Consider the following 21,276-nt stretch of genomic DNA (forward strand, 5'->3'; position numbering starts at 1 on the left):
ACGTCCCGGCGGTCAGGCGCGGGGGAGCGGGCGGATGTCGGGCGCGACCTGCGTGCCCGGCGTCACCCGCACGATCGTGATGAGCCGGTCCGTCAGCCCAAGCGTGCCGACGGCCGGATCGTCGTATCCGAGCACCCGGTGCCCTCGTACGACGCTCACCACCAGATCGTCCACCTCGCGCGGCGTCCGTCCCACCTCGGCCTTGATGACCGGCCGTTCGACGATGTCGAGCCCGCTGCCCTGCTGGATCAGGTCCTCCATCACCATGCCGGCCGAGGGGCTGAGCACGGACAGGCCGAGCAGCCGGCCGGCCGCGCTGGCGCTGGTGATCACGGCGTCGGCGCCGGACTGCTTCAGCAGCGGCGCGTTCTCCTCCTCCCGCACCGCCGCCACGATCTTGGCGCCGCGGTTCATCTGCCGCGCCGTCAGCGTCACGAGCACGGCCGTGTCGTCGCGCTGGGTCGCGATGATGATCTGCCGCGCCTTGTGCACCTCGGCCCGCTTCAGGACGTCGCTGCGCGTCGCGTCCCCTATGACGCCGGCGAACCCGTCCGCCGTCGCGGCGTCGATCACCCTGGAGCTGGGATCGACCACGATGACCTGTTCTTTCTTCAGCCCCGTCGCACAGACGGTCTGTATCGCCGAGCGTCCCTTCGTGCCGAAGCCGACGACGACGGTGTGATCACGCAACGTGGACCTCCATCGGGTCAGTCGCCATTCCTCTCGGGTGCGCTCCGTGAGGGCCTCCAGCGTGGTGCCGACCAGGATGATCAGGAACAGCACGCGCAGGGGCGTGATGACGAAGATGTTGGTGAGCCGGGCAGCGTCACTGATCGGTGCGATGTCGCCGTATCCGGTGGTGGAGAGGGTGACGGTCGCGTAGTAGAAGGAGTCGAGCAGATCGACGGGGCCGTCGGAGCTGTCCGTGTAGCCGTCCCGGTCGACATAGACGATCAGTGCCGTCGCCACGAGGACCACCAAGGCGATGGACAGCCGTTTGGCGACCTGGCGGAACGGATGCTCCACCACCTTCCTCGGGAGTTTCACCCGATGGGTGACGAGATGTTCGTCCGCCTGGCGGGCGATCACGTCCTGGCCCGGAAGTTTCACGTGAAACACACCTCGATTCCCCCGGACGCCCAGGGCAGGTCGAGAAGTTCCGTCTCCTGTCCCGGCCGCGCGCCGCCCGGAGGCACGACGGCGAGGGCGTCGGCCGCCGCGATGCCGCGCAGCATGGCCGGACCGTTGTAGTGCAGCGGCGCGGCGCGGTCGCCGCGCAGGACGACGGGGATGAGCCGGGTGTCGTACGGGTGCCCATGCACGGCGTCCTGCAACGGCAGCGTGTACGGCTCCGGCGCCGGGCGCGCCGCGAGGGTGCGCAGCAGGGGCTCGGCGAGCGTGAGCAGGCCGGAGACAGCCGCGAGGGGGTTGCCGGGCAGGCCGACGAGGTGCTGGTTCTCCTTGGTGCGGGCCAGCAGCATGGGGTGGCCGGGGCGCACCTTGACGCCGTCCACGAGGAGGTCGGCGCCGATGCGGCGCAGGGTGGGGTGGACGTGGTCGACGGGGCCGGAGGCGGTGCCGCCGGTGGTGACGATGACATCGGCGTCGGACGCGGTGATTGCCTTGTGCAGGGCTTCGTCGTCGTCGCGGATCCGGTGGACGCCGGTGACCTCCGCGCCGAGCGCCCGCAGCCAGGGCGGCAGCATCGGGCCGAGGGCGTCCCGGATCAGGCCGTCGTGCGGCAGGCCCGAGGTGAGCAGTTCGTCGCCGAGGATCAGGACCTCGGCGCGCGGGCGGGGGACGACGGTGAGGGCGTCGTACCCGGCGGCCGCCGCGAGGCCGAGCACGGCCGGGGTCACGAGGGTGCCTACGGCGAGCAGTTGGTCGCCGGTGCGGCACTCCTGGGCGCGGGGGCGGATGTCCTGGCCGTGCTGGAGCTCCCGGGTGGGGTGCAGGCGGCCCTTGTGGTCGGTGCGGCCGTGCTCGCTACGGATCACCGCGGTGGTGTCCGGGGGGATGCGGGCGCCGGTGGCGATGCGGACGGCCTCGCCGTCGGTGAGCGGCTCGTGCTCCGCGTGCCCGGCGAGCACGCCCTCGTCCCGTACGGCCCAGGGTCCGGGGCCGGCGACCGCCCAGCCGTCCATCGCGGAGGTGTCGAAGGAGGGCAGGTCGGTGAGGGCGGTGACGGGGGCGGCCAGGGTGTGGCCGAGGGCGGCGTCGAGGGACGCGGGGACAGGGGCGCGGCGGGCGGTCCGGCCCTGCCCCCGTCCGCCGGTGCGCGGGGCGCGCTCGGCGATGGTGCGGGCCTCGGGCCAGGGGGTGGCGCGGTGGTGGGTGCCGGACGGGCGGGGGGCGTCTCGGTGACGGCCGTCCTGTACGGGGGGCGCGGGTCGGTCGTCGACGGGGGCGTGTTCGTCGTCGGGGTTGCGGTCGTCGCCGGGCGGGCGGCCCTCGTCCTGGTTGCGGCCGGTGTCTTCGTTCACGAGGGCGAGCACCTCCTCGACGTCGAGGTCCTCGGCGTCCTCGTCGGTCCGGGTGCCGTGGGGGGTCATGGGACGTCCGGGCGGGTGTCGGGGCGGGTGTCCGGGGTCGCGTCGGGCGCCACATCGGGCCGGACACCGGGCAGACCGGCGGGGGGCCCGGTGTCCGCTGACTGGGAGTCCGCGGCTTCGGAGGCCGCCTCCTCCGCCCAACGCTGGGCGAGGGCCGCGGCCTTGCGGGCGGCCTCGGCGACGGCCTCGGGGCCTCCGCCGGCCCGTGCGGCCGCGTAGCCGACGAGGAAGGTGGTCAGCGGTGCCGCGGGCCTGGCCACCCCGTGGGCGGCGTCGCGGGCGAGGTCGAGCAGGACTGCGGTATCGACGTCGATGTCGATGCCCAGCTCGTCCTTGGCTGCGGAAATCCATTCATCCAACACGTGCCCATGCTCCCTGATACGTGCCCTGGCGGTGGCGATGTCGTCCCAGGTGTCGCAGTCGAACGATGCGACGGGGCCGGGGACCCGGGTGAGGTCGAGCGCGGTGGTGAGCCGGCGCAGGGGCAGCCCCGCGAGACTGCCGGTCGCGGCGCCGCTTCGGGGCGCCTGGTGGGTGGGTGCGGAGCCGGTAGGTGCGGTGTCGTCGGCAGGTTCGGTGCCGGTGTGCGGGGTGCTGCCGACGGGTGCGGTGCCGGTGCGCACGGAGCCGCCTGCGGATGCGGTGTCGGTGAGTGTGGCCAGCGTGCGGCGCAGGGCGGGTGCGCGGTACGCGGCCACGAGCGGCTGGTCGCGGCCGTCGGCGTCGGCGAGCAGCGCCCCGTCGGTGCCGCTCGCGCGCAGCGCGGTGAGCAACCGGCCGACGGTCCGCTCGTCGAGGAACGGCAGGTCGGCGGAGAGCACCAGGACGTGCTCGGCCGTGGTGTGCCGGAGCCCGGCGTCGAGCGCGGCGAGCGGTCCGCCGCCGGGCGGTTCCTCGCGCGCCCAGGTCACCGGCCGTGCCGTGGGCCTGGGGTCGGCGACGACAACGGTGGTACGTGCCCCGGCGCAGGCGGCCAGCACCCGGTCGAGCAGCGCGCGGCCGCCCACCCGCACGCCGGGCTTGTCCGCGCCGCCGAGCCGCCGCGCGGACCCGCCGGCGAGCACGACGGCGTCGTAGGCACAGGCGTCGTCGTGGACGCAGACATCGCCGCGTCCGGCGGGGCGCTCGTTCGAGGTCACCCCACGAGTATGCGTGCCGCCGCGATCAGGAGGGAACGCGGCGGCGGGTACGCGGTCACAACGTCCGCAGCAACACCGCCGGCTGCTCCACGCAGTCCGCCACGTACCGCAGGAAGCCGCCGGCCGTGCCGCCGTCGCAGACCCGGTGGTCGAAGGTGAGCGAGAGCTGGACGACCTGGCGCACGGCCAGCTCGCCCTCGTGCACCCACGGCTTGGGGACTATGCGGCCGACGCCGAGCATGGCGGCCTCGGGGTGGTTGATGATCGGCGTGGAGCCGTCGACGCCGAACACGCCGTAGTTGTTCAACGTGAAGGTGCCGCCGGTGAGTTCCGCGAGGGTGAGCCGGCCGGCCCGGGCCTCCTCGGTCAGGCGGGCGAACTCCGCGGTCAGCGACTCGGCGTCCCGCGCGTGCGCGTCCCGTACGACGGGCACGACGAGCCCCCGGTCGGTCTGCGCGGCGAACCCGAGATGGACGTGGTCGAGCTGGACGACCTCCCGGGCTTCCATGTCGACCGTGGAGTTGAGCTCCGGGAAGCGGGCCAGGGCGGCGGTGCAGATCCGGGCCATCAGGGCGAGCAGGGCGATCTTCGGCCCGCCGGCGGCGTTCATCGCCGTCCGCGCCCGCATCAGCTCGGTCGCGTCCGCGTCCACCCAGCAGGTCGCGTCGGGGATCTCCCGACGACTGCGCGACAGCTTGTCGGCGACGGCACCGCGGACGCCCTTGAGGGCGGTGCGGATGCCGCCAGGAGTCGCGGGCGTGCCAGACGGGCCGGGGGTGGTGGGGATGCCGGTGGCGGTCCTTGTGACGCCGGGGGCTGTTGGGGCGCCAGGGGGCGTGGCGGGGGCGGCCGGGGCGCCGGGGGTCGCCGCCGGGGCGGCCTGGGGCGATGCGGGTTCGGCCGTCGGTGCCGCCACGCGCGCGTCCGGCTCGGCGGCGGGCTGAACCGTACGTCCCTGAAGGGCGGCGGCCCTCAGCGCGTACTCCACGTCCGCGCGCAGGATCAGCCCGTCGGGGCCGGAACCGGTCAGTTCCCGCAGGTCCAGCCCGTGCTCACGGGCGAGCCGCCGCACGAGGGGCGAGATCACCGGAACGGGCCCGTCACCGCGGTCCATGTCGGAGCGGGCCACGCCGACGGAGGTCTCGCCCTCACGCACGGCCCCGCTCGCACCGGCGGTGCCATTGGCCGCCGCGCCCTCTCGAGCCGCACCGACCGCCGACGCGCTCGCACCAGCGATGCCGTTCGCCGCCGCGCCCTCGGAGCCCGCATCCGCCGTCGACGCACTCGTACCGCCCGGGCCGTCCACAGCCGCACCGTCACGTGCCGGAGCCGCCGCCGACGTGCCCGCGCCAGCGGTGCCGTACCCAGCCGCGTCTCCAGGACCCGCGTCCGCCCCCCTCGTACTCGTACCGGCCGAGCCTTCCGCCGCGCCCTCGGGTGCCGCAGGCGACGACCCGATACCCGCCGAGGCGTCCACAGCCGCCGCCGTACCCACACCGGCCGAGCCGTCCGCAGCCGCGCTCTCGCCCACGGCGCCACCGGTCGGCCGCCCCTCGGCTGCCGTCCCACGGCGCCCCGGCGCGCCCTCCCCCGCCGTGCCGTTCGCAGGGGTGCCGGACGCTGGCGGCGAGGTCGGTCGTACCCTCCTGCGTCGTGACGGAGGCGCCGCGGTGCCGTAGCCCACGAGGACGTTGCCCGAGCCCTCGGTCGAGCGCGCGCCGGCGGCGGTGCCCGCGGGCGGGGTGCCGCCCGTGTTCTCGGGCCGGTCGCCGGGGGCCGGTTCGCCGACCGCCACCGTGATCAGCGGGGCGCCGACCGGCAGTTCCTGGCCCTCCTCGCCGAAGCGGGCGGTGACCACGCCGCTGTAGGGGCAGGGCACGTCGACCATCGCCTTGGCCGTCTCGACCTCGACGACGGGCTGGTCGACGGCGACCACATCGCCGACCTCGACCAGCCAGCGCACGATCTCCGCCTCGGTGAGCCCCTCACCGAGGTCGGGGAGCTTGAACTCCAGCACCTGTGCCATCAGCTCTCGGCCTCCCACTGCAGACGCGCCACCGCGTCCAGGATCCGGTCCACACCGGGCAGGTGGTGGCGCTCCAGCATCGGCGGCGGATACGGCACGTCGAACCCGGCCACGCGCAGCACCGGCGCCTCCAGGTAGTGGAAGCACCGCTCCGTGACCCGGGCCGCGATCTCCCCGCCCGGGCCCCCGAAGGCGCCCGACTCGTGCACGACGACCGCGCGTCCCGTCCGCCGCACCGAGGCGCCCACCGTCTCGTCGTCGAACGGCACCAGCGAGCGCAGATCGACGACTTCGAGTTCCCAGCCCTCGGCCCGGGCCGCCTCGGCCGCCTCCATGCAGACGGGTACGGACGGCCCGTACGTGATGAGTGTGGCGCTCCGCCCTGAGCGCCGCACCACCGCGCGGCCTATCGGTTCAACGGGCGTCGGCTCCTCAAAGTTCCAGGCGTCCTTCGACCAGTACAGCCGCTTGGGCTCCAGGAAGACCACCGGGTCGTCGGAGGCGATGGCGGCGCGCAGCAGACCGTAGGCGTCGGCGACGGTCGCGGGCGTGACCACATGGAGCCCCGGAGTCGCCATGTAGTACGCCTCGGAGGAGTCGCTGTGGTGCTCGACGCCGCCGATGCCGCCGCCGTAGGGGACGCGGACGGTGATCGGCAGGGGCATCCTGCCGCGGGTGCGGTTGCGCATGCGGGACACGTGCGAGACGAGCTGTTCGAAGGCCGGGTAGGCGAACGCGTCGAACTGCATCTCCACGACCGGGCGCAGCCCGTACATCGCCATGCCGACGGCCGTGCCGAGGATGCCGGCCTCGGCGAGCGGGGTGTCCGTGCAGCGGTCCTCGCCGAACTCCTTGGCGAGGCCGTCGGTGACCCGGAAGACGCCGCCGAGGGTGCCTACGTCCTCGCCCATGACGTGGACGTCCGGGTCGGCGGCCATGGCGTCGCGCAACGCGCGCGTGAGGGCCTGCGCCATGGAGGCCGGCCTGACGGCGACGGTGGTCATCGGTGCGCTCCCTCCGACTCGGCCTCGGCGTCCAGCTCGGTCCGCAGCAGGGCGTGCTGCTCGCGGAGTTGGGGGGTGGGCTCGGCGTACACGTGGGTGAACAGGTCCATGGGGTCGAGGGCCGGGTCCTGGTTCATGCGCTCGCGCAGCGCGGCGGCGAAGGTCTCGGCGTCCTGGCGGGCGGCCTGTATGCCGTCCTCGTCGATCAGGTCGCGCTCGGTCAGCTCCCGTTCCAGCAGCAGGATCGGGTCGTGTTCCCGCCAGGTCTCGACCTCGGCGTCGGCGCGGTAGCGGGTCGCGTCGTCGGAGTTGGTGTGGGCGTCGACGCGGTAGGTGATCGCCTCGACGAGCGTGGGCCCGCCTCCCGCGCGCGCGTGCCGTACGGCGTCGGTGAGGACCTCGTGCACGGCGGCGGCGTCGTTGCCGTCGACCAGGCGGCCGCGCATGCCGTAGCCGACGGCCTTGTGGGCCAGCGACGGGGCCGCGGTCTGCTTGGCGAGCGGGACGGAGATGGCGAAGCCGTTGTTCTGCACGAGGAAGACGACCGGGGCCTGCCAGACGGCGGCGAAGTTCAGCGCCTCGTGGAAGTCGCCCTCGCTGGAGCCGCCATCGCCGACCAGCGCCAGCGCGACCACGTCGTCGCCCTTGAGGCGGGCGGCGTGCGCGAGGCCGACGGCGTGCGGCAGCTGGGTGGCCAGCGGGGTGCACAGGGGGGCGACGCGGTGCTCGTACGGGTCGTAGCCGGTGTGCCAGTCGCCGCGCAGAAGGGTGAGGGCCTCGACGGGGTCCACGCCGCGGGCGACGACGGCGAGCGTGTCGCGGTAGCTGGGGAAGAGCCAGTCGCGGTCCTGCAGGACGAGCGCGGCACCGACCTGGCAGGCCTCCTGGCCGGTGCTGGAGGGGTAGACGGCGAGCCGCCCCTGCTTGGTCAGGGCCGTGGCCTGCGCGTTGTAGCGGCGGCCACGCACCAGCTCGGCGTACAGCCGGCGCAGCAGCTCCGGGTCGGCCCGGTCGGCCGCGTCGGTGCCGAGGACGCGGTACGGCTCGGCGTCGGGCAGCAGGGGCGCGGGGTCCGTACGGGGCTGCCAGGCGGGCGGCGGCGTCGGCCGATATGCGCCTCGCTGCTCCATGACCGTCATGACGGCACCTCCTCGTGGGAGCGGCTTCGGGAGGCGCGGCATGTGTGATGCGCCTCCCCTACCGATTGTTCGGTCGCTGGCACATTTTGGCTACAGGTGACCTTGGGCTGTGGACAAACGGTTCTCCACAACCTGGAATGAACGCAGTACGTCCACGACCGGGAGGCGGGGGGACATGGCACCTGAACAAATGGCCGAGGAACCGGGAGACAGCGTCCCTCTGCCGCCGCCACGCCCCCTCGACGCCATTGATCAGGACATTCTGCGGATGCTCCAGGCGGACGGGCGCGCCTCGATACGGTCGGTCGCCGAGCGCGTCCACGTCTCGCGCGCCAACGCCTACGCCCGCATCAACCGGCTCCTGGAGGACGGGGTCATCCGGGGCTTCGCCGCCCGCGTCAACCACGAGCGGGCCGGGCACGGCACCTCGGCGTACATCACGCTGAAGATCGTGCAGAACTCCTGGCGCACGGTGCGCGGGCAGCTCCGGCAGCTGCCAGGGGCCTCCCACATCGCGCTGGTGGGCGGCGACTTCGACGTCCTGCTGCTGGTGCACACCTCCGACAACCGGGCGCTGCGCGAGCTGGTGCTCACCCGGCTCCAGGCGATCCCCGAGGTGCTCAGCACGCGCACACTGCTGGTGTTCGAGGAGGAGGACCTGGAGCCGCAGGGCTGAGCCCGGCTCACCCGTCCTTGCGCAGGCCCCCGAACGCCACCTGCACCACCGCGTCGGCCACTTCGCGCTCGTTCATGCCGCGCCCGTCGGGCCGGTACCACTCGACGATCGAGTTGACCATCCCGAACACCAGCCGGGTCACCAGGCGCACCTCTATGTCGCCGCGCACGTCCCCGTCGGCGGCCGCCGCCTTCAGCAGCTCGGCGACCTGGTGGTCGAACTCGCGGCGCCGCTCCAGCGCCCACCGCTCGGTACCGGTGTTGCCCCGCACCCGCAGCAGCAGCGTCACATACGGAAGTTCCGCGATGAGCACCTCGACCATGCGCCGTACGACGTACTCCAGCCGGTCGGCGGCACGCCCCACGCGCGCGGGCTCCTCGTCGAGGATTCCGAACAGCCCGTCCAGCGCCCGGCTGACGGCGCGGCGCAGCAGCTCCTCCTTGCCGGTGACGTGGTGGTAGATCGACGACTTGGAGATGCCGGCCGCCTTGGAGAGGTGCTCCATGGAGGTGCCGTCGTAGCCGCGCTCGTTGAACACCCGCACGGCGACGGACAGCAGGGTCTCCGGGGTGTACGTGTCGCGCTTGGCGGTGGTCATGAGGCGCTGCCCTCCCTCTTGTCGGTGGCGTACGCGTGGCGGTAGAGCGCGAGGGACGGCGCGTAGCGGCCGGAGGGGTCGCGCAGGTGGAGGTCGTCGAGGAGTGCGTACGCCCAGTTGCGGCCGAGTCTGCGGCTCCAATCGAAGGGCCCGAGCGGGTAGTTGACGCCCAGCCGCATCGCGGTGTCGATGTCCTCCTCGGTGGCCACGCCCTTGGCGACGGCGTCGTGCGCCAGGTCGACGATCCGCGCGACCGTGCGGGCGACGATCATGCCGGGCACGTCGCCGATGACGCTGACCTGCTTGCCGAGCGCCTGGAACAGGCCGGTGGCCTCGGCGAGCGTCTGGGGCGCGGTGTCCTGGGAGGCGGACAGGGCGATGCGGGTGGCGCGGCGGTAGTCCACGGCGAGGTCGAAGTAGACGACATCGCGGAACTCCACGGAGGTCTGGCCGTCGGCGAGCACCAGCTGGCCGCCGCTGGGCAGCAGCAGGCGGGTGCCGTGGTCCTCTTCCTCTTGCTCCGCGGAGATGCCCGCCTCGCGGATCAGCGTGAGCAGCTCGGCGGCGGGGCCCAGGTCGCCCTCGACGACGACGTGCGCGGGCGGCTGGGCGCGCTCCGCGGTGTGCGGTTCCGGGCGTTCGGCGCCGTCCCGGTAGTCGTACCAGCCCTGCCCGCTCTTGCGGCCGAGCCGGCCGGACTCGACCAGGCGGCGCTGGGCGAGCGACGGGGTGAAGCGCGTGTCCCGGAAGAAGGACTCCCACACGGAGTGGGTGACGGACTCGTTGACGTCCTGCCCGATGAGGTCGGTCAGTTCGAAGGCGCCCATCTTGAAGCCGCCCGACTCGCGCAGGACCGCGTCGATGGTGGCCGGGTCGGCGGCCTGGGCCTCGTAGACGGCGAAGGCCTCGCCGTAGAAGGGCCGGGCGATGCGGTTGACGATGAAGCCGGGGGTGTCGGCGCAGGCGACGGGGGTCTTGCCCCAGGCGCGGGCCATCTCGTACGCGCGCGTGGCCGAGGTGACGTCGGTGGCGAACCCGGAGACGACCTCGACCAGCGGCATCAGCGGCGCCGGGTTGAAGAAGTGCAGGCCGACGAAGCGGCCGGGGTTGTTCAGTGCGCCGCCGATGGCGGTGACGGACAGGGACGAGGTGTTGGTGGCGAGCAGGCAGTCGTCGCCGACGACGCCCTCCAGCTCGCGCAGCAGCCGCTGCTTCACGTCGAGCTGTTCGAGCACCGCCTCGACGACGAGGGCGCAGTCAGCGAGGTCGGCGAGGCTCTCGGCGGGCAGCAGCCGGGTGCGTGCCGCGTCTCGGTCGCCGGCGGTGAGCCGGTCCTTCTCGACGAGCCGGTCGAGGCGGGCGCCGATCGCCGCGGCCGCGTCGCGGGCGCGCCCGGGAACGGCGTCGTACAGCCGTACGACGTGGCCCGCGACCAGTGCGACCTGGGCGATGCCCTGGCCCATGGTGCCGGTTCCGACGACGGCCACGGGGCTGCTGAGGTCGAGTGCTGTCATGTGCGCGATCCTCCCGCACGGGGTTTTCCACAGATGCGGCGGGACCCCCTTGAACCGACCGATCGTTCGGTTACTCTAACTCTGAGTGCCCGTTTCTGCCCACGTTCTTGCCCAGGTCATGAACTCGACGAAGAGTTCTTGAGACGAGGAGTTGGTCCCGCATGGCCGCCGAACTCACCGCGCCCGACCTCATCGCAAAGCACCGGCCCACCCTCGACCAGGCGCTGAAGGCGATCGGCACGCGCGCGTACTGGTCCCCGCACCCCGAGCACCCAAAGGCCTACGGCGAGAACGGCAGCCTGGACATGGCGGCGGGCAAGGCCGCCTTCGACGCCCTGCTGGGCACCCGCCTCGACCTCGGCCAGCCCGGTACGGACGACTGGGTGGGCGGCGAGGTCTCGCCGTACGGCATCGAGCTGGGGGTGAGGTACCCGCACGCGGACGTGGACGTGCTGCTGCCCGCGATGAAGGCCGGTCAGCGGGCCTGGCGGGACGCGGGCGCGGAGCTGCGCGCGATGGTCTGCCTGGAGATCCTCAAGCGGATCAGCGGCCGGACGCACGAGTTCGCGCACGCGGTCATGCACACCTCCGGCCAGGCCTTCATGATGGCGTTCCAGGCGGGCGGCCCGCACGCGCAGGACCGCGCCATGGAGGCGGTGGCGTACGCGTACGCGGAGCAGGTCCGCACGCCCGGCACGGCCGAGTGGACCAAGCCGCAGGGCAAGCGCGACCCGCTGGTGCTGACCAAGCAGTTCACGCCGGTGCCGCGCGGCATCGGCCTGGTGATCGGCTGCAACACCTTCCCGACGTGGAACGGCTATCCGGGCCTGTTCGCCTCCCTGGCCACCGGCAACGCGGTCCTGGTCAAGCCCCACCCGCGCGCGGTGCTGCCGCTCGCGCTCACGGTGCAGACCGCCCGCGAGGTGCTCGCGGAGGCGGGCTTCGACCCGAACCTGGTGGCGCTGGCCGCCGAGCGGCCCGGCGAGGGCATCGCGAAGACCCTGGCCGTGCGCCCCGAGATCCGGGTCATCGACTACACGGGGTCGACGGCCTTCGGCGAATGGCTGGAGACCAACGCTCGCCAGGCGCAGGTCCACACGGAGAAGGCCGGCGTCAACACAGTGATCGTCGAGTCGACCGGCGGCTACAAGGGGATGCTCGCCAACCTGGCGTTCTCGCTGTCCCTGTACAGCGGCCAGATGTGCACCACCCCGCAGAACCTGCTGATCCCGCGCGAGGGCATCTCGACCGACCAGGGCCCCAAGTCGTACGACGAGGTGGTCGCCGATCTCGCGCGGGCGGTCGACGGCCTCCTCGGTGACGACGCGCGCGCGAACGCCCTGCTCGGCGCCATCGTGAACCCGGACGTCAAGGCCCGTCTGGAGGCGGCGGCCGGCCTGGGCGAGGTCGCCCTCGCCTCGCGGGAGATCAGCAACCCGGAGTTCCCCCGCGCGGTGGTGCGCACGCCGGTGATCGTGAAGCTGGACGGCGCCAAGCCCGACGCCGAGGCCGCCTACATGAGCGAGTGCTTCGGGCCGGTCTCCTTCGCCGTCGCCGTCGACTCGGCCGCGCAGGCGGTGGAGCTGCTGCGGCGCACGATCCGGGAGAAGGGCGCGATGACGGTCGGCGCGTACACCACGGACGCCGAGGTCGAGCAGGCGATCCAGGAGGTCTGCCTGGAGGAGGCCGCCCAGCTGTCCCTCAACCTCGCCGGCGGGGTGTACGTCAACCAGACGGCCGCCTTCTCCGACTTCCACGGCTCGGGCGGCAACCCGGCGGCCAACTCGGCGCTCACCGACGGGGCGTTCGTGGCGAACCGGTTCAGGGTGGTGGAGGTACGCCGGGAAGCCTAGGAAGAGGCCCGGGAAACCGTCGCGCCCCCGGTGAGGCTCCAGTGGTACAGCGTCATCGCCACGCTGGTGGCGAGGTTGTAGCTGGACACCTGAGGGCGCATCGGCAGGGCCACCAGATGGTCGGCACGCGCGCGCAGGTCCGCGGACAGTCCGCTGCGTTCCGAGCCGAAGGCGAGCAGCGCGTCGTCCGGCAGCTTCAGGGCGCGGATGTCCTCGCCCTCCGGGTCCAGGGCGAACACCGGTCCCGGCGGAAGTTCGGCCACGTCCAGCCGCTCCACGGCGGTCGCGAAGTGCAGCCCCGCCCCGCCGCGCACCACCGTGGGATGCCAGGGGTCGAGGGTGCCGGTGGTGACGACGCCGGTCGCCCCGAGTCCGGCGGCCAGCCGGATCACGGCCCCGGCGTTGCCCAGGTTGCGCGGGTGGTCGAGGACCACGACGGGGCTGGTGCGGGGCGTGTGCGTCAGCGTGTCGAGGTTGGCTGCGCGCGGGGGGCGTACCGCCAGGGCGGCCACCGCGGTGGGGTGCGGGCGCGGGACGAGAGCGGCGTACGTCTCCGGCGGCACCTCGGCCAGCAGCGCGTCCAGCGTGTCCCGTACGTCCGGGGCCAGCCCGTCGGCGAGGGCGAGCGCGGCGGCCCGGTCAGCGGCGACCGCCACCGGGACCTCGGCACCAAAGCGCACGGCGTGCTTGAGGGCGTGAAAGCCGTCGAGCAGCACGCAGGTGCCGGCGAGGCTGCGCCACGCGCGCACGGGGTCGGTGGGGCCGCCGGCGGGGTCGGTCATGCCGTGAAGCCTACGTGCGTGTGCTCGGAGTCCTCCGCGGACCGCTGCTCGGGGACTTTCGCGCGGACGGCGCGCCGCAGAACCCGCTCACGCGCGCGTGCCGCGCGGTCGCCCAGGCGGCGCAGGAAGGACGTCGGCAGGAAGACCGCGTCCGCCGCGATCATCGCGAGCGAGAAGAACGGCAGCCCGAGGATGACGGCGATCACCGCATGTTCGGTGATCATGGCCGCGAGCAGGACGTTCTTGACCCGCCGGTTGAACAGCGTGAACGGGAAGGCGACCTGCACGATGACCGTGCCGTACGTCACGAGCATCACCAGGGTGCCGCTCACGGTCAGCAGGCCGGCGAGCGCGGGCCAGGGCGAGAAGTATTCCAGGTGCAGCGGGTAGTAGACCGCGGTGCCGTCCTGCCAGAGCGTGCCCTGGATCTTGTACCAGCCGGCCGTCGCGTAGATCAGACAGGCCTCGGCCATGATCACCAGCAGGGCACCGTTGTGCACGATGTTCGCGACGACGTCGAGCAGGATCCGCGGCTGGGCGGTCCGCGCGCGCCGCCCGACCAGCCACCACAGGCCCTGCGCGAGCCACACGGCCCACAGGATGGCCGGTATCAGCCAGTCGCCGTCCATCCGGCCCGACAGGGTCACCGCGATCAGCACGAACCCGAGCACGCCCCACAGCGCCGGCCCGGCCCGGTCCACGACCCGCTCCCCCCGCGCGCGGGCCTCGCGTGCGCGCCGCGCCCGCCGCGCGTCCAGCGACCACACCAGGCCGCAGCGCGTGAACACCAGGTAGACCGACATCAGGTGCAGGACGTTGTCGCCGCCGTCGCCCATGAAGATGCTGCGGTTCTGCAGCGACAGCACGCCCACCATGAACAGCACCGACGTCGTGCGCGTGCGCCAGCCCAGCAGCATCAGGACGCTGGAGAGGATCGCGAACGCGTAGCCGAACTCGAACCAGGCCTGCCCGTCGGACCACATCAGGGCGGTGAAGGCGCCGTTGGTGCCGATCAGCTGCTGGGCGAGGTCGAAGTTCCACGGTCCGTCGGGCCCGTACAGCTCCTGACGGTGGGGGATCTCGCGCAGCAGGAACAGCAGCCAGGTGGCGGCGAAGCCGATGCGGATCACGGCGGTCTGGTACGGGCCGAGGGCGGCATCCGTGACACGGGCGATGCCGTGGGAGAGGCACAGGGCGAAGCGGTTCACCGTACGCCTCCCCGTGCCTCGTCGGCCGGCACCGTCCACCAGGGCAGCACGCGGTACACCGGCGTGTCGGAGACCTGCTCCCGGGTCCACTTGGGCGGGGGCACGTTGGTGGTGCGGGAGCGGACCTGCACGCGCTCGATGACACCGCCGCGGCCGACCGCCCGCGCCGCCGCGTCCTCGCGGTCCAGGCGCAGCACCATGATCCGGCGCAGATACGTCTCGGCCAGAGAGCCGCGCAGGCCCACCGGGCGGTTGTCGCTGTCATGCGTCGCGACGTAGAAGTCCCAGGCGCGGCGCAGCTCGTTCTGCTGGGTGTGGCTCGGCAGCAGGTTGCCGTCGATGGCCCGGCCGTCCTCGGCGGACAGGTCGTACCAGCCGGTGGTCGCCGGGGCGCCGCCCGCCGTGCGGATCTCGGCGCGGACCTGCACGGCGATGTTCTGCTGCAGCGGGTTCGGCGCGAACAGCTTCCAGTTCTGCTCGAACTCGGGGTAGATCCAGTCGTCGACCGCTTGGCCGTGCTCCTCCGTGACCGTGTTGGGCGGCGCGACGTGCAGGAACGTCATCCCGAGATGCACGCACACGCCGACCGCCACGACCGCGAGCGCCAGCGCGGCACAGACCCGGTAGCGCAGCGAGAGCGCGGCGACGCCGGTACGGGGGACGGAACTCTCCGGCACCAGGGCATCGGGCGGCGCCGCCTCGGGCCACCCGGCGGCCGGTCCGGGGCCCGTGGGCAGCTGCGGCTCGCTCGGGGCGGCCGGTCGCAGACCCGGCGGCTCACTAGGGGCGGCCGGTTCGTGCCGGGCGTCCGAGCCTTTGTCGTGCGCGTCCATTCCGCCCCGTTCTGGTTCCCGTGCGTCGTCCGTCGTTCACGTCCGCCCGGCCGCAGGGCGCCGTACCGCCCGCGCACATCGCTGCGCGGCGCTCGCACCGGAACGGTACTCAGACTGCCCGTCCGGGCGCACCCCCTGTCCACAGGCCCGGCGGCGGAGTGGCTCCTCCCCGTTGTCCACAGGGAACAACCGCAGGTTATCCGCAGCGGTTGACACCTTACGACCCTCGTCGGACGATGGAATCGCACGAACCGAACGATCGGTCGGGAGTGGTGCTCCCAGCAGAGCGCAGGTCGAGGGGGACCTCATGGCGACAGCAGCCCCGCAGCAGACGGCCCGTGATCAGGCGTACGCCCAGGGCGACGCCGGTGACACCGCCGCGTACGAGCGTGCCTTCGACGCGGCCGTGGCCGCCGACGAGCGCATCGAGCCGCGCGACTGGATGCCCGACGCCTACCGCGCGACCCTCGTCCGGCAGATAGCGCAGCACGCCCACTCCGAGATCATCGGCATGCAGCCGGAGGCCAACTGGATCACCCGCGCCCCCTCGCTGCGCCGCAAGGCGATCCTCATGGCGAAGGTCCAGGACGAGGCGGGGCACGGCCTGTATCTGTACGGCGCGGCGGAGACCCTCGGAACCGGCCGCGACGAGCTGCTGGACAAGCTGCACTCGGGCCGCCAGAAGTACTCCTCGATCTTCAACTACCCGACGCTGACCTGGGCGGACGTCGGCGCGATCGGCTGGCTGGTGGACGGCGCCGCGATCACCAACCAGGTGCCGTTGTGCCGCTGCTCGTACGGCCCGTACGCGCGCGCGATGGTCCGCATCTGCAAGGAGGAGTCCTTCCACCAGCGCCAGGGGTACGAGCTGCTGCTGGCCCTCGGCCGCGGCACACCCGAGCAGCACGCGATGGCGCAGGACGCGGTGGACCGCTGGTGGTGGCCGTCGCTGATGATGTTCGGCCCGCCCGACGACGCCTCCCAGCACTCGGCGCAGTCGATGGCCTGGAAGATCAAGCGGCACTCGAACGACGAGCTGCGCCAGCGCTTCGTCGACATCTGCGTCCCGCAGGCCGAGACCCTCGGGCTCACCCTCCCCGACCCGGACCTGAGGTGGAACGAGGAGCGCGGGCACTACGACTTCGGCCCGATCGACTGGACGGAGTTCCGGGAGGTCCTCAAGGGCAACGGCCCGTGCAACGAACAGCGGATCACCCAGCGCAGGCGGGCCCACGAGGAGGGCGCCTGGGTCAGGGAGGCCGCCGCGGCGTACGCAGCCAAGCCCACCGCTGAGACGGGAGCGACGCGAGCATGACGAACACCGACTGGCCCCTGTGGGAGGTCTTCGTGCGCTCGCGCCGGGGCCTGTCCCACACCCACGCCGGCAGCCTGCACGCCCCGGACGCGGAGCTGGCCCTGCGCAACGCCCGCGACCTGTACACGCGGCGCGGCGAGGGCGTCTCCATCTGGGTCGTGCCGTCGTCCGCGATCACCGCCTCCTCGCCCGACGAGAAGGACCCGTTCTTCGAGCCGGCCGCCGACAAGCCGTACCGGCACCCGACGTTCTACGAGATCCCGGAGGGGGTGAAGCACCTGTGACGACGACAGTCCCGACGACGGCCGCGCTGGCCCTCGGCGACGACGCCCTGGTGCTCTCCCATCGCCTCGGGGAGTGGGCCGGGCACGCCCCCGTGCTGGAGGAGGAGGTCGCCCTCGCCAACATCGCGCTCGACCTGCTGGGCCAGGCGCGGGTGCTGCTGTCCCTGGTGGGCGACGAGGACGAGCTGGCGTATCTGCGCGAGGAGCGCGCCTTCCGCAACCTCCAGCTGGTGGAGCAGCCGAACGGCGACTTCGCGCACACCATCGCCCGCCAGCTGTACTTCTCGGCGTACCAGCACCTGCTCTACGGCCAACTGGCCGCAGAGGACGGCCCGTTCGCGCCCCTGGCCGCGAAGGCGGTCAAGGAGGTCGCCTACCACCGCGACCACGCCGAGCAGTGGACGCTGCGGCTCGGCGACGGCACGGACGCGAGTCACGAGCGGATGCAGCGGGCGGCCGGGGCGCTGTGGCGGTTCACCGGCGAGATGTTCCAGCCGGTGGACGGGCTCGACGTCGACTGGGCGGCGCTGGATGAGGCCTGGTCGGAGCGCGTCGGGGACGTGCTGCGCCGGGCCACCCTGACGGTGCCGGAAGGGCCGCGCACCGGCGCCTGGACGGCCGGGGCCGGGCGGCAGGGCCTGCACACCGAGCCCTTCGGGCGGATACTCGCCGAGATGCAGCATCTGCACCGCAGCCACCCGGGGGCGTCATGGTGACGGTCACGCCGCTGGAGGCGGAGCTCCTGGAACTCGCCGGTTCGGTGCCCGACCCCGAGCTGCCCGTGCTGACGCTGCACGAGCTGGGCGTCGTGCGTGCGGTGCGTGTGCGCGGTGCCGACGCGGTCGAGGTCGAGCTGACCCCGACGTACACCGGCTGCCCGGCGATCGAGGCGATGTCCGCGGACATAGAGCGGGTGCTGCGCGGACACGGCATACGGGAGGTCAGCGTGCGCACGGTGCTCTCGCCCGCCTGGTCGACGGACGACATCACCGACGAGGGGCGGCGCAAGCTGCGGGAGTTCGGGATAGCGCCGCCGCGCGTGCGGCTGGCGAGCGGACCGGTCACCGTGCAACTGGGGACGACGCGCACCGCCGAGGACCCGGACGGCGATGCTGTGCGCTGCCCGCACTGCGGGTCCGCCGACACCGAGCTGCTCAGCCGTTTCTCGTCCACCGCGTGCAAGGCGCTGCGGCGCTGTCTGGCCTGCCGTGAACCGTTCGACCACTTCAAGGAGTTGTGATGGCCCGCTTCCACCGGCTCCGGGTGGCCGCGGTCGACCGGCTCACCGACGACTCCGTGGCGCTCACCCTGGCCGTGCCTCCGGAGCTGAGGGTGGAGTACCGGTTCGCGCCGGGCCAGCACCTCGCCCTGCGGCGCACGGCCGACGGAGCGGAGATACGGCGCACGTACTCGATCTGCTCCCCGGCGCCGGAGGCCGGCGAAGGGCCGAGCACTCTGCGGGTCGGGGTGCGGCTGGTCGAGTACGGGGCCTTCTCGACGTACGCGCTGAAGGAGATCAGCGCCGGTGACGACCTGGAGGTGATGACCCCGGCCGGCCGCTTCACGCTCCAGCCCGCGCCCGGCCTGTACGCGGCGATCGTCGGCGGCAGCGGCATCACCCCGGTGCTGTCGATCGTCGCGACGCTGCTGGCGCGCGAGCCCGGGGCCCGGTTCTGTCTGATACGCAGCGACCGGACGTCCGCCTCGACGATGTTCCTGGAGGAGGTCGCCGACCTGAAGGACCGCTACCCGGAGCGGTTCCAGCTGGTGACGGTGCTCTCCCGGGAGGAACAGCAGGCGGGGCTGCCGTCCGGCCGGCTCGATCAGGAGCGGTTGACCGGGTTGCTGCCGGCGCTGCTGCCGGTGGAGCGGGTCGCCGGGTGGTTTCTGTGCGGGCCGTTCGGGCTGGTGCAGCAGGCCGAGCGGGCGTTGCGCGGCCTTGGGGTGGCGCGGATGCGGATCCACGAGGAGATCTTCCATGTGGACGAGGCCGCCGTCCGGGCGCCGGCGGCCCCGGCCCTGGCGCACAGCACGGTGACCGCGCGGCTCGACGGCCGCGGCGGGACCTGGCCCGTCCAGGACGGCGAGTCACTGCTGGAGACGGTGCTGCGCAACCGGCCCGACGCGCCCTACGCCTGCAAGGGAGGGGTGTGCGGGACGTGCCGGGCCTTCCTGGTCTCCGGCCAGGTGCGGATGGACCGCAACTTCGCGCTGGAGAAGGAGGAGACGGAGGCCGGGTATGTGCTGGCGTGCCAGTCGCATCCGGTGACGGAGAAGGTGGAACTGGACTTCGACCGCTGACGGCGCCGGGGCGGCGGGCCCGGCGACGGTTCCGGCCGGCCGCTCCGACTGATCCGGCCAGCGACTGCGCGTCTGCTCCAGCCCGCGCTCCACGTCGATCCCCGTCAGCGTTGCGCGTCAGCCCCTGCCACCGCGCCGCGTCGGCTCCGGTCGGCGTACCGCGGCGGCTCCGGTCGACTCCCCGGGACAGCACCAGCCCACGCCCCCGCATCCACTCCGACCAGCAATCCGCAGCGGCTCCGAGCGACAGCCCGCGACGGCACAGCCCACACCCCGCACCCACTCCGACCAGCCTTCCCTGTCGGCCCCGGCGCCGCGCGCCCACCCTGTCGGCGTCCTCGGCCGCACCGTTCCCGTTCCCTTCTTGTAGAACCTGTTCTATCTTGACGCTCCGTCAGATGAGCGGGATCCGCCGGAAGGACAGGGACCGTGGACTTCACCTTCACCGAGGAGCAGCAGGCGGCAGCCGAGGCGGCGCGCGGGGTGTTCGGCGCCGTCGCGCCGGACGCGGTGCCCAGCCCCGCGTTCGCCAGGGGCGCGGTGGCCGATGACTTCGACCGGGCGCTGTGGGCCCGGCTCGCCGACGCCGACCTGCTGAGCCTGCTGCTCGACGCGGAGTACGGCGGGGCCGGCCTGGATGCCGTCGCGCTGTGCCTGGTGCTGCGGGAGTCGGCGAAGGTGCTGGCACGGGTGCCGCTGCTGGAGAGCAGCGCGGCGGCGGCCGCCGTCCAGACCCACGGCCGCGCCGAGCTGAAGTCGGCGCTGCTCGCCCGCGCGGGCCGGGGCGAGGTGGTACTGACCGTCGCCGCGCACGGCCGCACCGGGCACGACCCGGCGGAGCTCGCGGTGGCCGGGCGGCGGGACGGGGACGTGTGGGTGCTGGACGGGGTGCAGACGGCGGTGCCGTGGGCGTACGACGCGGACCTCACGGTCGTACCCGCGCGTTCGGAGGCCGACCGGACGGTGCTGGCGCTGGTACCGCGCGGTCAGGACGGGGCCGTGCTCGGCGAGCAGTACTCCACCACCGGCGAGCGGCTCGGCGAGCTGCGGCTGGAGTCCGCCCGGATTCCCGACCGGGACGTCATCGACGCCGACGGCGCCTGGGAGTGGCTGCGGGAGCTGCTGGCGACCGGTACGTGTGCGCTGGCGCTCGGGCTGGGCGAGCGGGTGCTGGGCATGACCGGCGAGTACACGGGGAAGCGGGAGCAGTTCGGGTATCCGCTCGCGACCTTCCAGGCGGTCGCGATGCAGGCCGCCGACCGGTACATCGACCTGCGCGCGATGGAGGCCACGCTGTGGCAGGCGGCCTGGCGGATCAGCTCGGGGGCACCGGGCGCGCTGCCCGCCTCCGGGGACGTCGCCGTGGCCAAGATCTGGGCCGCGGAGGGTGTGCGGCGGGTGGTACAGACGGCACAGCACCTGCACGGCGGGTTCGGGGCCGACATCGACTACCCGCTGCACCGGTACCACGCGTGGGCCAAGCACCTGGAGCTGTCGCTCGGCCCGGCCGCGGCACACGAGGAGACGCTGGGCGACCTGCTGGCGGCCCACCCGCTGGCCTGACGACCGGCTGGGCGGGGATCGTGGGCCGATGCCCGATCCGGCGGCCACCCCGGAGGGCCTGGCTGCCGGACTGCCTGACTGCCGGAAGATCCGGGGCCCTGGATGGAGGAGGCAGAGGTCAGAGGACGTATCCCGGCTCGCCCTTGTCCGTCACGACCGGGCGGCCCGCGGCCTCCCACACCTGCATACCGCCGTCGACGTTCACCGCGTCGATGCCCTGCTGGGCCAGATACATCGTGACCTGGGCCGAACGGGCGCCGGACCGGCAGATCACATGGATGCGGCCGTCCTGCGGCGCCGCCTCGGTCAGCTCGCCGTACCGGGCCACGAAGTCGCTGATGGGGATGTGCAGCGCGCCCTCGGCGTGGCCCGCCTGCCACTCGTCGTCCTCGCGGACGTCCAGCAGGAAGTCGCCGTCCTTGAGGTCCGCGACCTCGACCGTGGGCACACCAGCTCCGAAACTCATGCCGCCGACGCTACCGGACGCGG

Annotated in this window: 20 protein-coding genes; 8 read left to right on the forward strand and 12 right to left on the reverse strand. The window is 73.1% G+C overall.

The features are described 5' to 3' along the window. Window positions 1-12 precede the first annotated feature (12 nt). The 6 genes from H8R17_RS23620 to pdhA all read right to left on the reverse strand — a co-directional run bounded on the left by H8R17_RS23620 (window position 13) and on the right by pdhA (window position 7,860). Entirely contained in the window at window positions 13-1,110 is a 1,098-nt protein-coding gene (locus tag H8R17_RS23620; protein ID WP_187825211.1) for a TrkA family potassium uptake protein, read from the reverse strand. Then, the gene (locus H8R17_RS23625; RefSeq protein WP_187825212.1) at window positions 1,107-2,552 is read right to left on the reverse strand and encodes a molybdopterin molybdotransferase MoeA; all 1,446 of its coding nucleotides are present in this window, start codon (window positions 2,550-2,552) and stop codon (window positions 1,107-1,109) included. The genes H8R17_RS23620 and H8R17_RS23625 overlap by 4 nt, the downstream gene beginning before the upstream one ends. Then, a complete protein-coding gene (locus H8R17_RS23630; protein WP_187825235.1) occupies window positions 2,549-3,616 on the reverse strand; it encodes an NTP transferase domain-containing protein in 1,068 nt (355 codons plus the stop codon). Before H8R17_RS23630 ends, H8R17_RS23625 begins: the two co-directional genes overlap by 4 nt. A gap of 130 nt (window positions 3,617-3,746) precedes the next feature. Beyond that, a complete protein-coding gene (locus tag H8R17_RS23635; protein WP_187825213.1) occupies window positions 3,747-5,717 on the reverse strand; it encodes a 2-oxo acid dehydrogenase subunit E2 in 1,971 nt (656 codons plus the stop codon). Next, window positions 5,717-6,721, reverse strand: a complete 1,005-nt coding sequence (locus H8R17_RS23640; protein WP_187825214.1) for an alpha-ketoacid dehydrogenase subunit beta — start codon at window positions 6,719-6,721, stop codon at window positions 5,717-5,719. Before H8R17_RS23640 ends, H8R17_RS23635 begins: the two co-directional genes overlap by 1 nt. Continuing rightward, window positions 6,718-7,860, reverse strand: coding sequence for a pyruvate dehydrogenase (acetyl-transferring) E1 component subunit alpha (pdhA, locus tag H8R17_RS23645; protein ID WP_187825215.1), 1,143 nt, complete (start codon window positions 7,858-7,860; stop codon window positions 6,718-6,720). The genes H8R17_RS23640 and pdhA overlap by 4 nt, the downstream gene beginning before the upstream one ends. Window positions 7,861-8,050: 190 nt before the next feature. On the opposite strand from pdhA, the gene H8R17_RS23650 reads away from it, so the two are divergent. Then, window positions 8,051-8,536 (forward strand): Lrp/AsnC family transcriptional regulator, encoded by a 486-nt coding sequence (locus tag H8R17_RS23650; protein ID WP_187825236.1) that lies wholly within the window; start codon window positions 8,051-8,053, stop codon window positions 8,534-8,536. Window positions 8,537-8,543: 7 nt separating this feature from the next. Here the strand turns inward: H8R17_RS23650 and H8R17_RS23655 are convergent, their stop codons facing one another. Beyond that, a complete protein-coding gene (locus tag H8R17_RS23655; protein ID WP_187825216.1) occupies window positions 8,544-9,134 on the reverse strand; it encodes a TetR/AcrR family transcriptional regulator in 591 nt (196 codons plus the stop codon). Continuing rightward, a complete protein-coding gene (locus tag H8R17_RS23660; RefSeq protein ID WP_187825217.1) occupies window positions 9,131-10,648 on the reverse strand; it encodes a 3-hydroxyacyl-CoA dehydrogenase in 1,518 nt (505 codons plus the stop codon). The genes H8R17_RS23655 and H8R17_RS23660 overlap by 4 nt, the downstream gene beginning before the upstream one ends. A 161-nt stretch (window positions 10,649-10,809) precedes the next feature. Here H8R17_RS23660 and paaN point away from each other — a divergent pair, with 161 nt between their 5' ends. Continuing rightward, window positions 10,810-12,501 carry a phenylacetic acid degradation protein PaaN gene (gene paaN / locus H8R17_RS23665; RefSeq protein WP_187825218.1) on the forward strand — a complete coding sequence of 564 codons (1,692 nt, stop codon included), beginning with the start codon at window positions 10,810-10,812 and terminating at the stop codon, window positions 12,499-12,501. Here paaN and H8R17_RS23670 read toward each other — a convergent pair. From H8R17_RS23670 to H8R17_RS23680, 3 genes are read right to left on the reverse strand one after another with little or no spacing between them, the layout of a single operon-like run. Then, window positions 12,498-13,283, reverse strand: a complete 786-nt coding sequence (locus tag H8R17_RS23670; protein WP_187825219.1) for an RNA methyltransferase — start codon at window positions 13,281-13,283, stop codon at window positions 12,498-12,500. The two genes, paaN and H8R17_RS23670, sit on opposite strands and share 4 nt — an antisense overlap. Beyond that, window positions 13,280-14,491: an HTTM domain-containing protein gene (locus H8R17_RS23675; protein ID WP_187825220.1), complete on the reverse strand. Its 1,212-nt coding sequence runs from the start codon at window positions 14,489-14,491 to the stop codon at window positions 13,280-13,282. The genes H8R17_RS23670 and H8R17_RS23675 overlap by 4 nt, the downstream gene beginning before the upstream one ends. Next, on the reverse strand, window positions 14,488-15,324 hold the full coding sequence (locus tag H8R17_RS23680) for a DUF5819 family protein (protein ID WP_187825221.1): 837 nt from the start codon (window positions 15,322-15,324) through the stop codon (window positions 14,488-14,490). The genes H8R17_RS23675 and H8R17_RS23680 overlap by 4 nt, the downstream gene beginning before the upstream one ends. Before the next feature lie 307 nt (window positions 15,325-15,631). Between H8R17_RS23680 and paaA the strand changes: the two genes are divergently transcribed. From paaA to H8R17_RS23710, 6 genes are all read left to right on the forward strand, one after another. Beyond that, a complete protein-coding gene (gene paaA, locus H8R17_RS23685; RefSeq protein WP_187825222.1) occupies window positions 15,632-16,639 on the forward strand; it encodes a 1,2-phenylacetyl-CoA epoxidase subunit PaaA in 1,008 nt (335 codons plus the stop codon). After that, a complete protein-coding gene (gene paaB / locus H8R17_RS23690) occupies window positions 16,636-16,923 on the forward strand; it encodes a 1,2-phenylacetyl-CoA epoxidase subunit PaaB (protein WP_073944895.1) in 288 nt (95 codons plus the stop codon). The genes paaA and paaB overlap by 4 nt, the downstream gene beginning before the upstream one ends. After that, window positions 16,920-17,639, forward strand: coding sequence for a 1,2-phenylacetyl-CoA epoxidase subunit PaaC (gene paaC / locus H8R17_RS23695; RefSeq protein WP_187825223.1), 720 nt, complete (start codon window positions 16,920-16,922; stop codon window positions 17,637-17,639). The genes paaB and paaC overlap by 4 nt, the downstream gene beginning before the upstream one ends. Next, on the forward strand, window positions 17,633-18,163 hold the full coding sequence (gene paaD / locus H8R17_RS23700) for a 1,2-phenylacetyl-CoA epoxidase subunit PaaD (protein WP_187825224.1): 531 nt from the start codon (window positions 17,633-17,635) through the stop codon (window positions 18,161-18,163). The genes paaC and paaD overlap by 7 nt, the downstream gene beginning before the upstream one ends. Beyond that, window positions 18,163-19,224 carry a 2Fe-2S iron-sulfur cluster-binding protein gene (locus tag H8R17_RS23705; RefSeq protein ID WP_187825225.1) on the forward strand — a complete coding sequence of 354 codons (1,062 nt, stop codon included), beginning with the start codon at window positions 18,163-18,165 and terminating at the stop codon, window positions 19,222-19,224. Before paaD ends, H8R17_RS23705 begins: the two co-directional genes overlap by 1 nt. Window positions 19,225-19,653: 429 nt before the next feature. Further along, the gene (locus H8R17_RS23710; RefSeq protein WP_187825226.1) at window positions 19,654-20,787 is read left to right on the forward strand and encodes an acyl-CoA dehydrogenase family protein; all 1,134 of its coding nucleotides are present in this window, start codon (window positions 19,654-19,656) and stop codon (window positions 20,785-20,787) included. 118 nt (window positions 20,788-20,905) lie between these two features. On the opposite strand, the gene H8R17_RS47250 is transcribed toward H8R17_RS23710, so the two are convergent. Beyond that, on the reverse strand, window positions 20,906-21,253 hold the full coding sequence (locus H8R17_RS47250) for a rhodanese-like domain-containing protein (protein ID WP_262505457.1): 348 nt from the start codon (window positions 21,251-21,253) through the stop codon (window positions 20,906-20,908). Window positions 21,254-21,276: the final 23 nt, after the last annotated feature.

It is taken from the genome of Streptomyces sp. TRM68367, assembly GCF_014495685.1.
Lineage (GTDB): Bacteria > Actinomycetota > Actinomycetes > Streptomycetales > Streptomycetaceae > Streptomyces.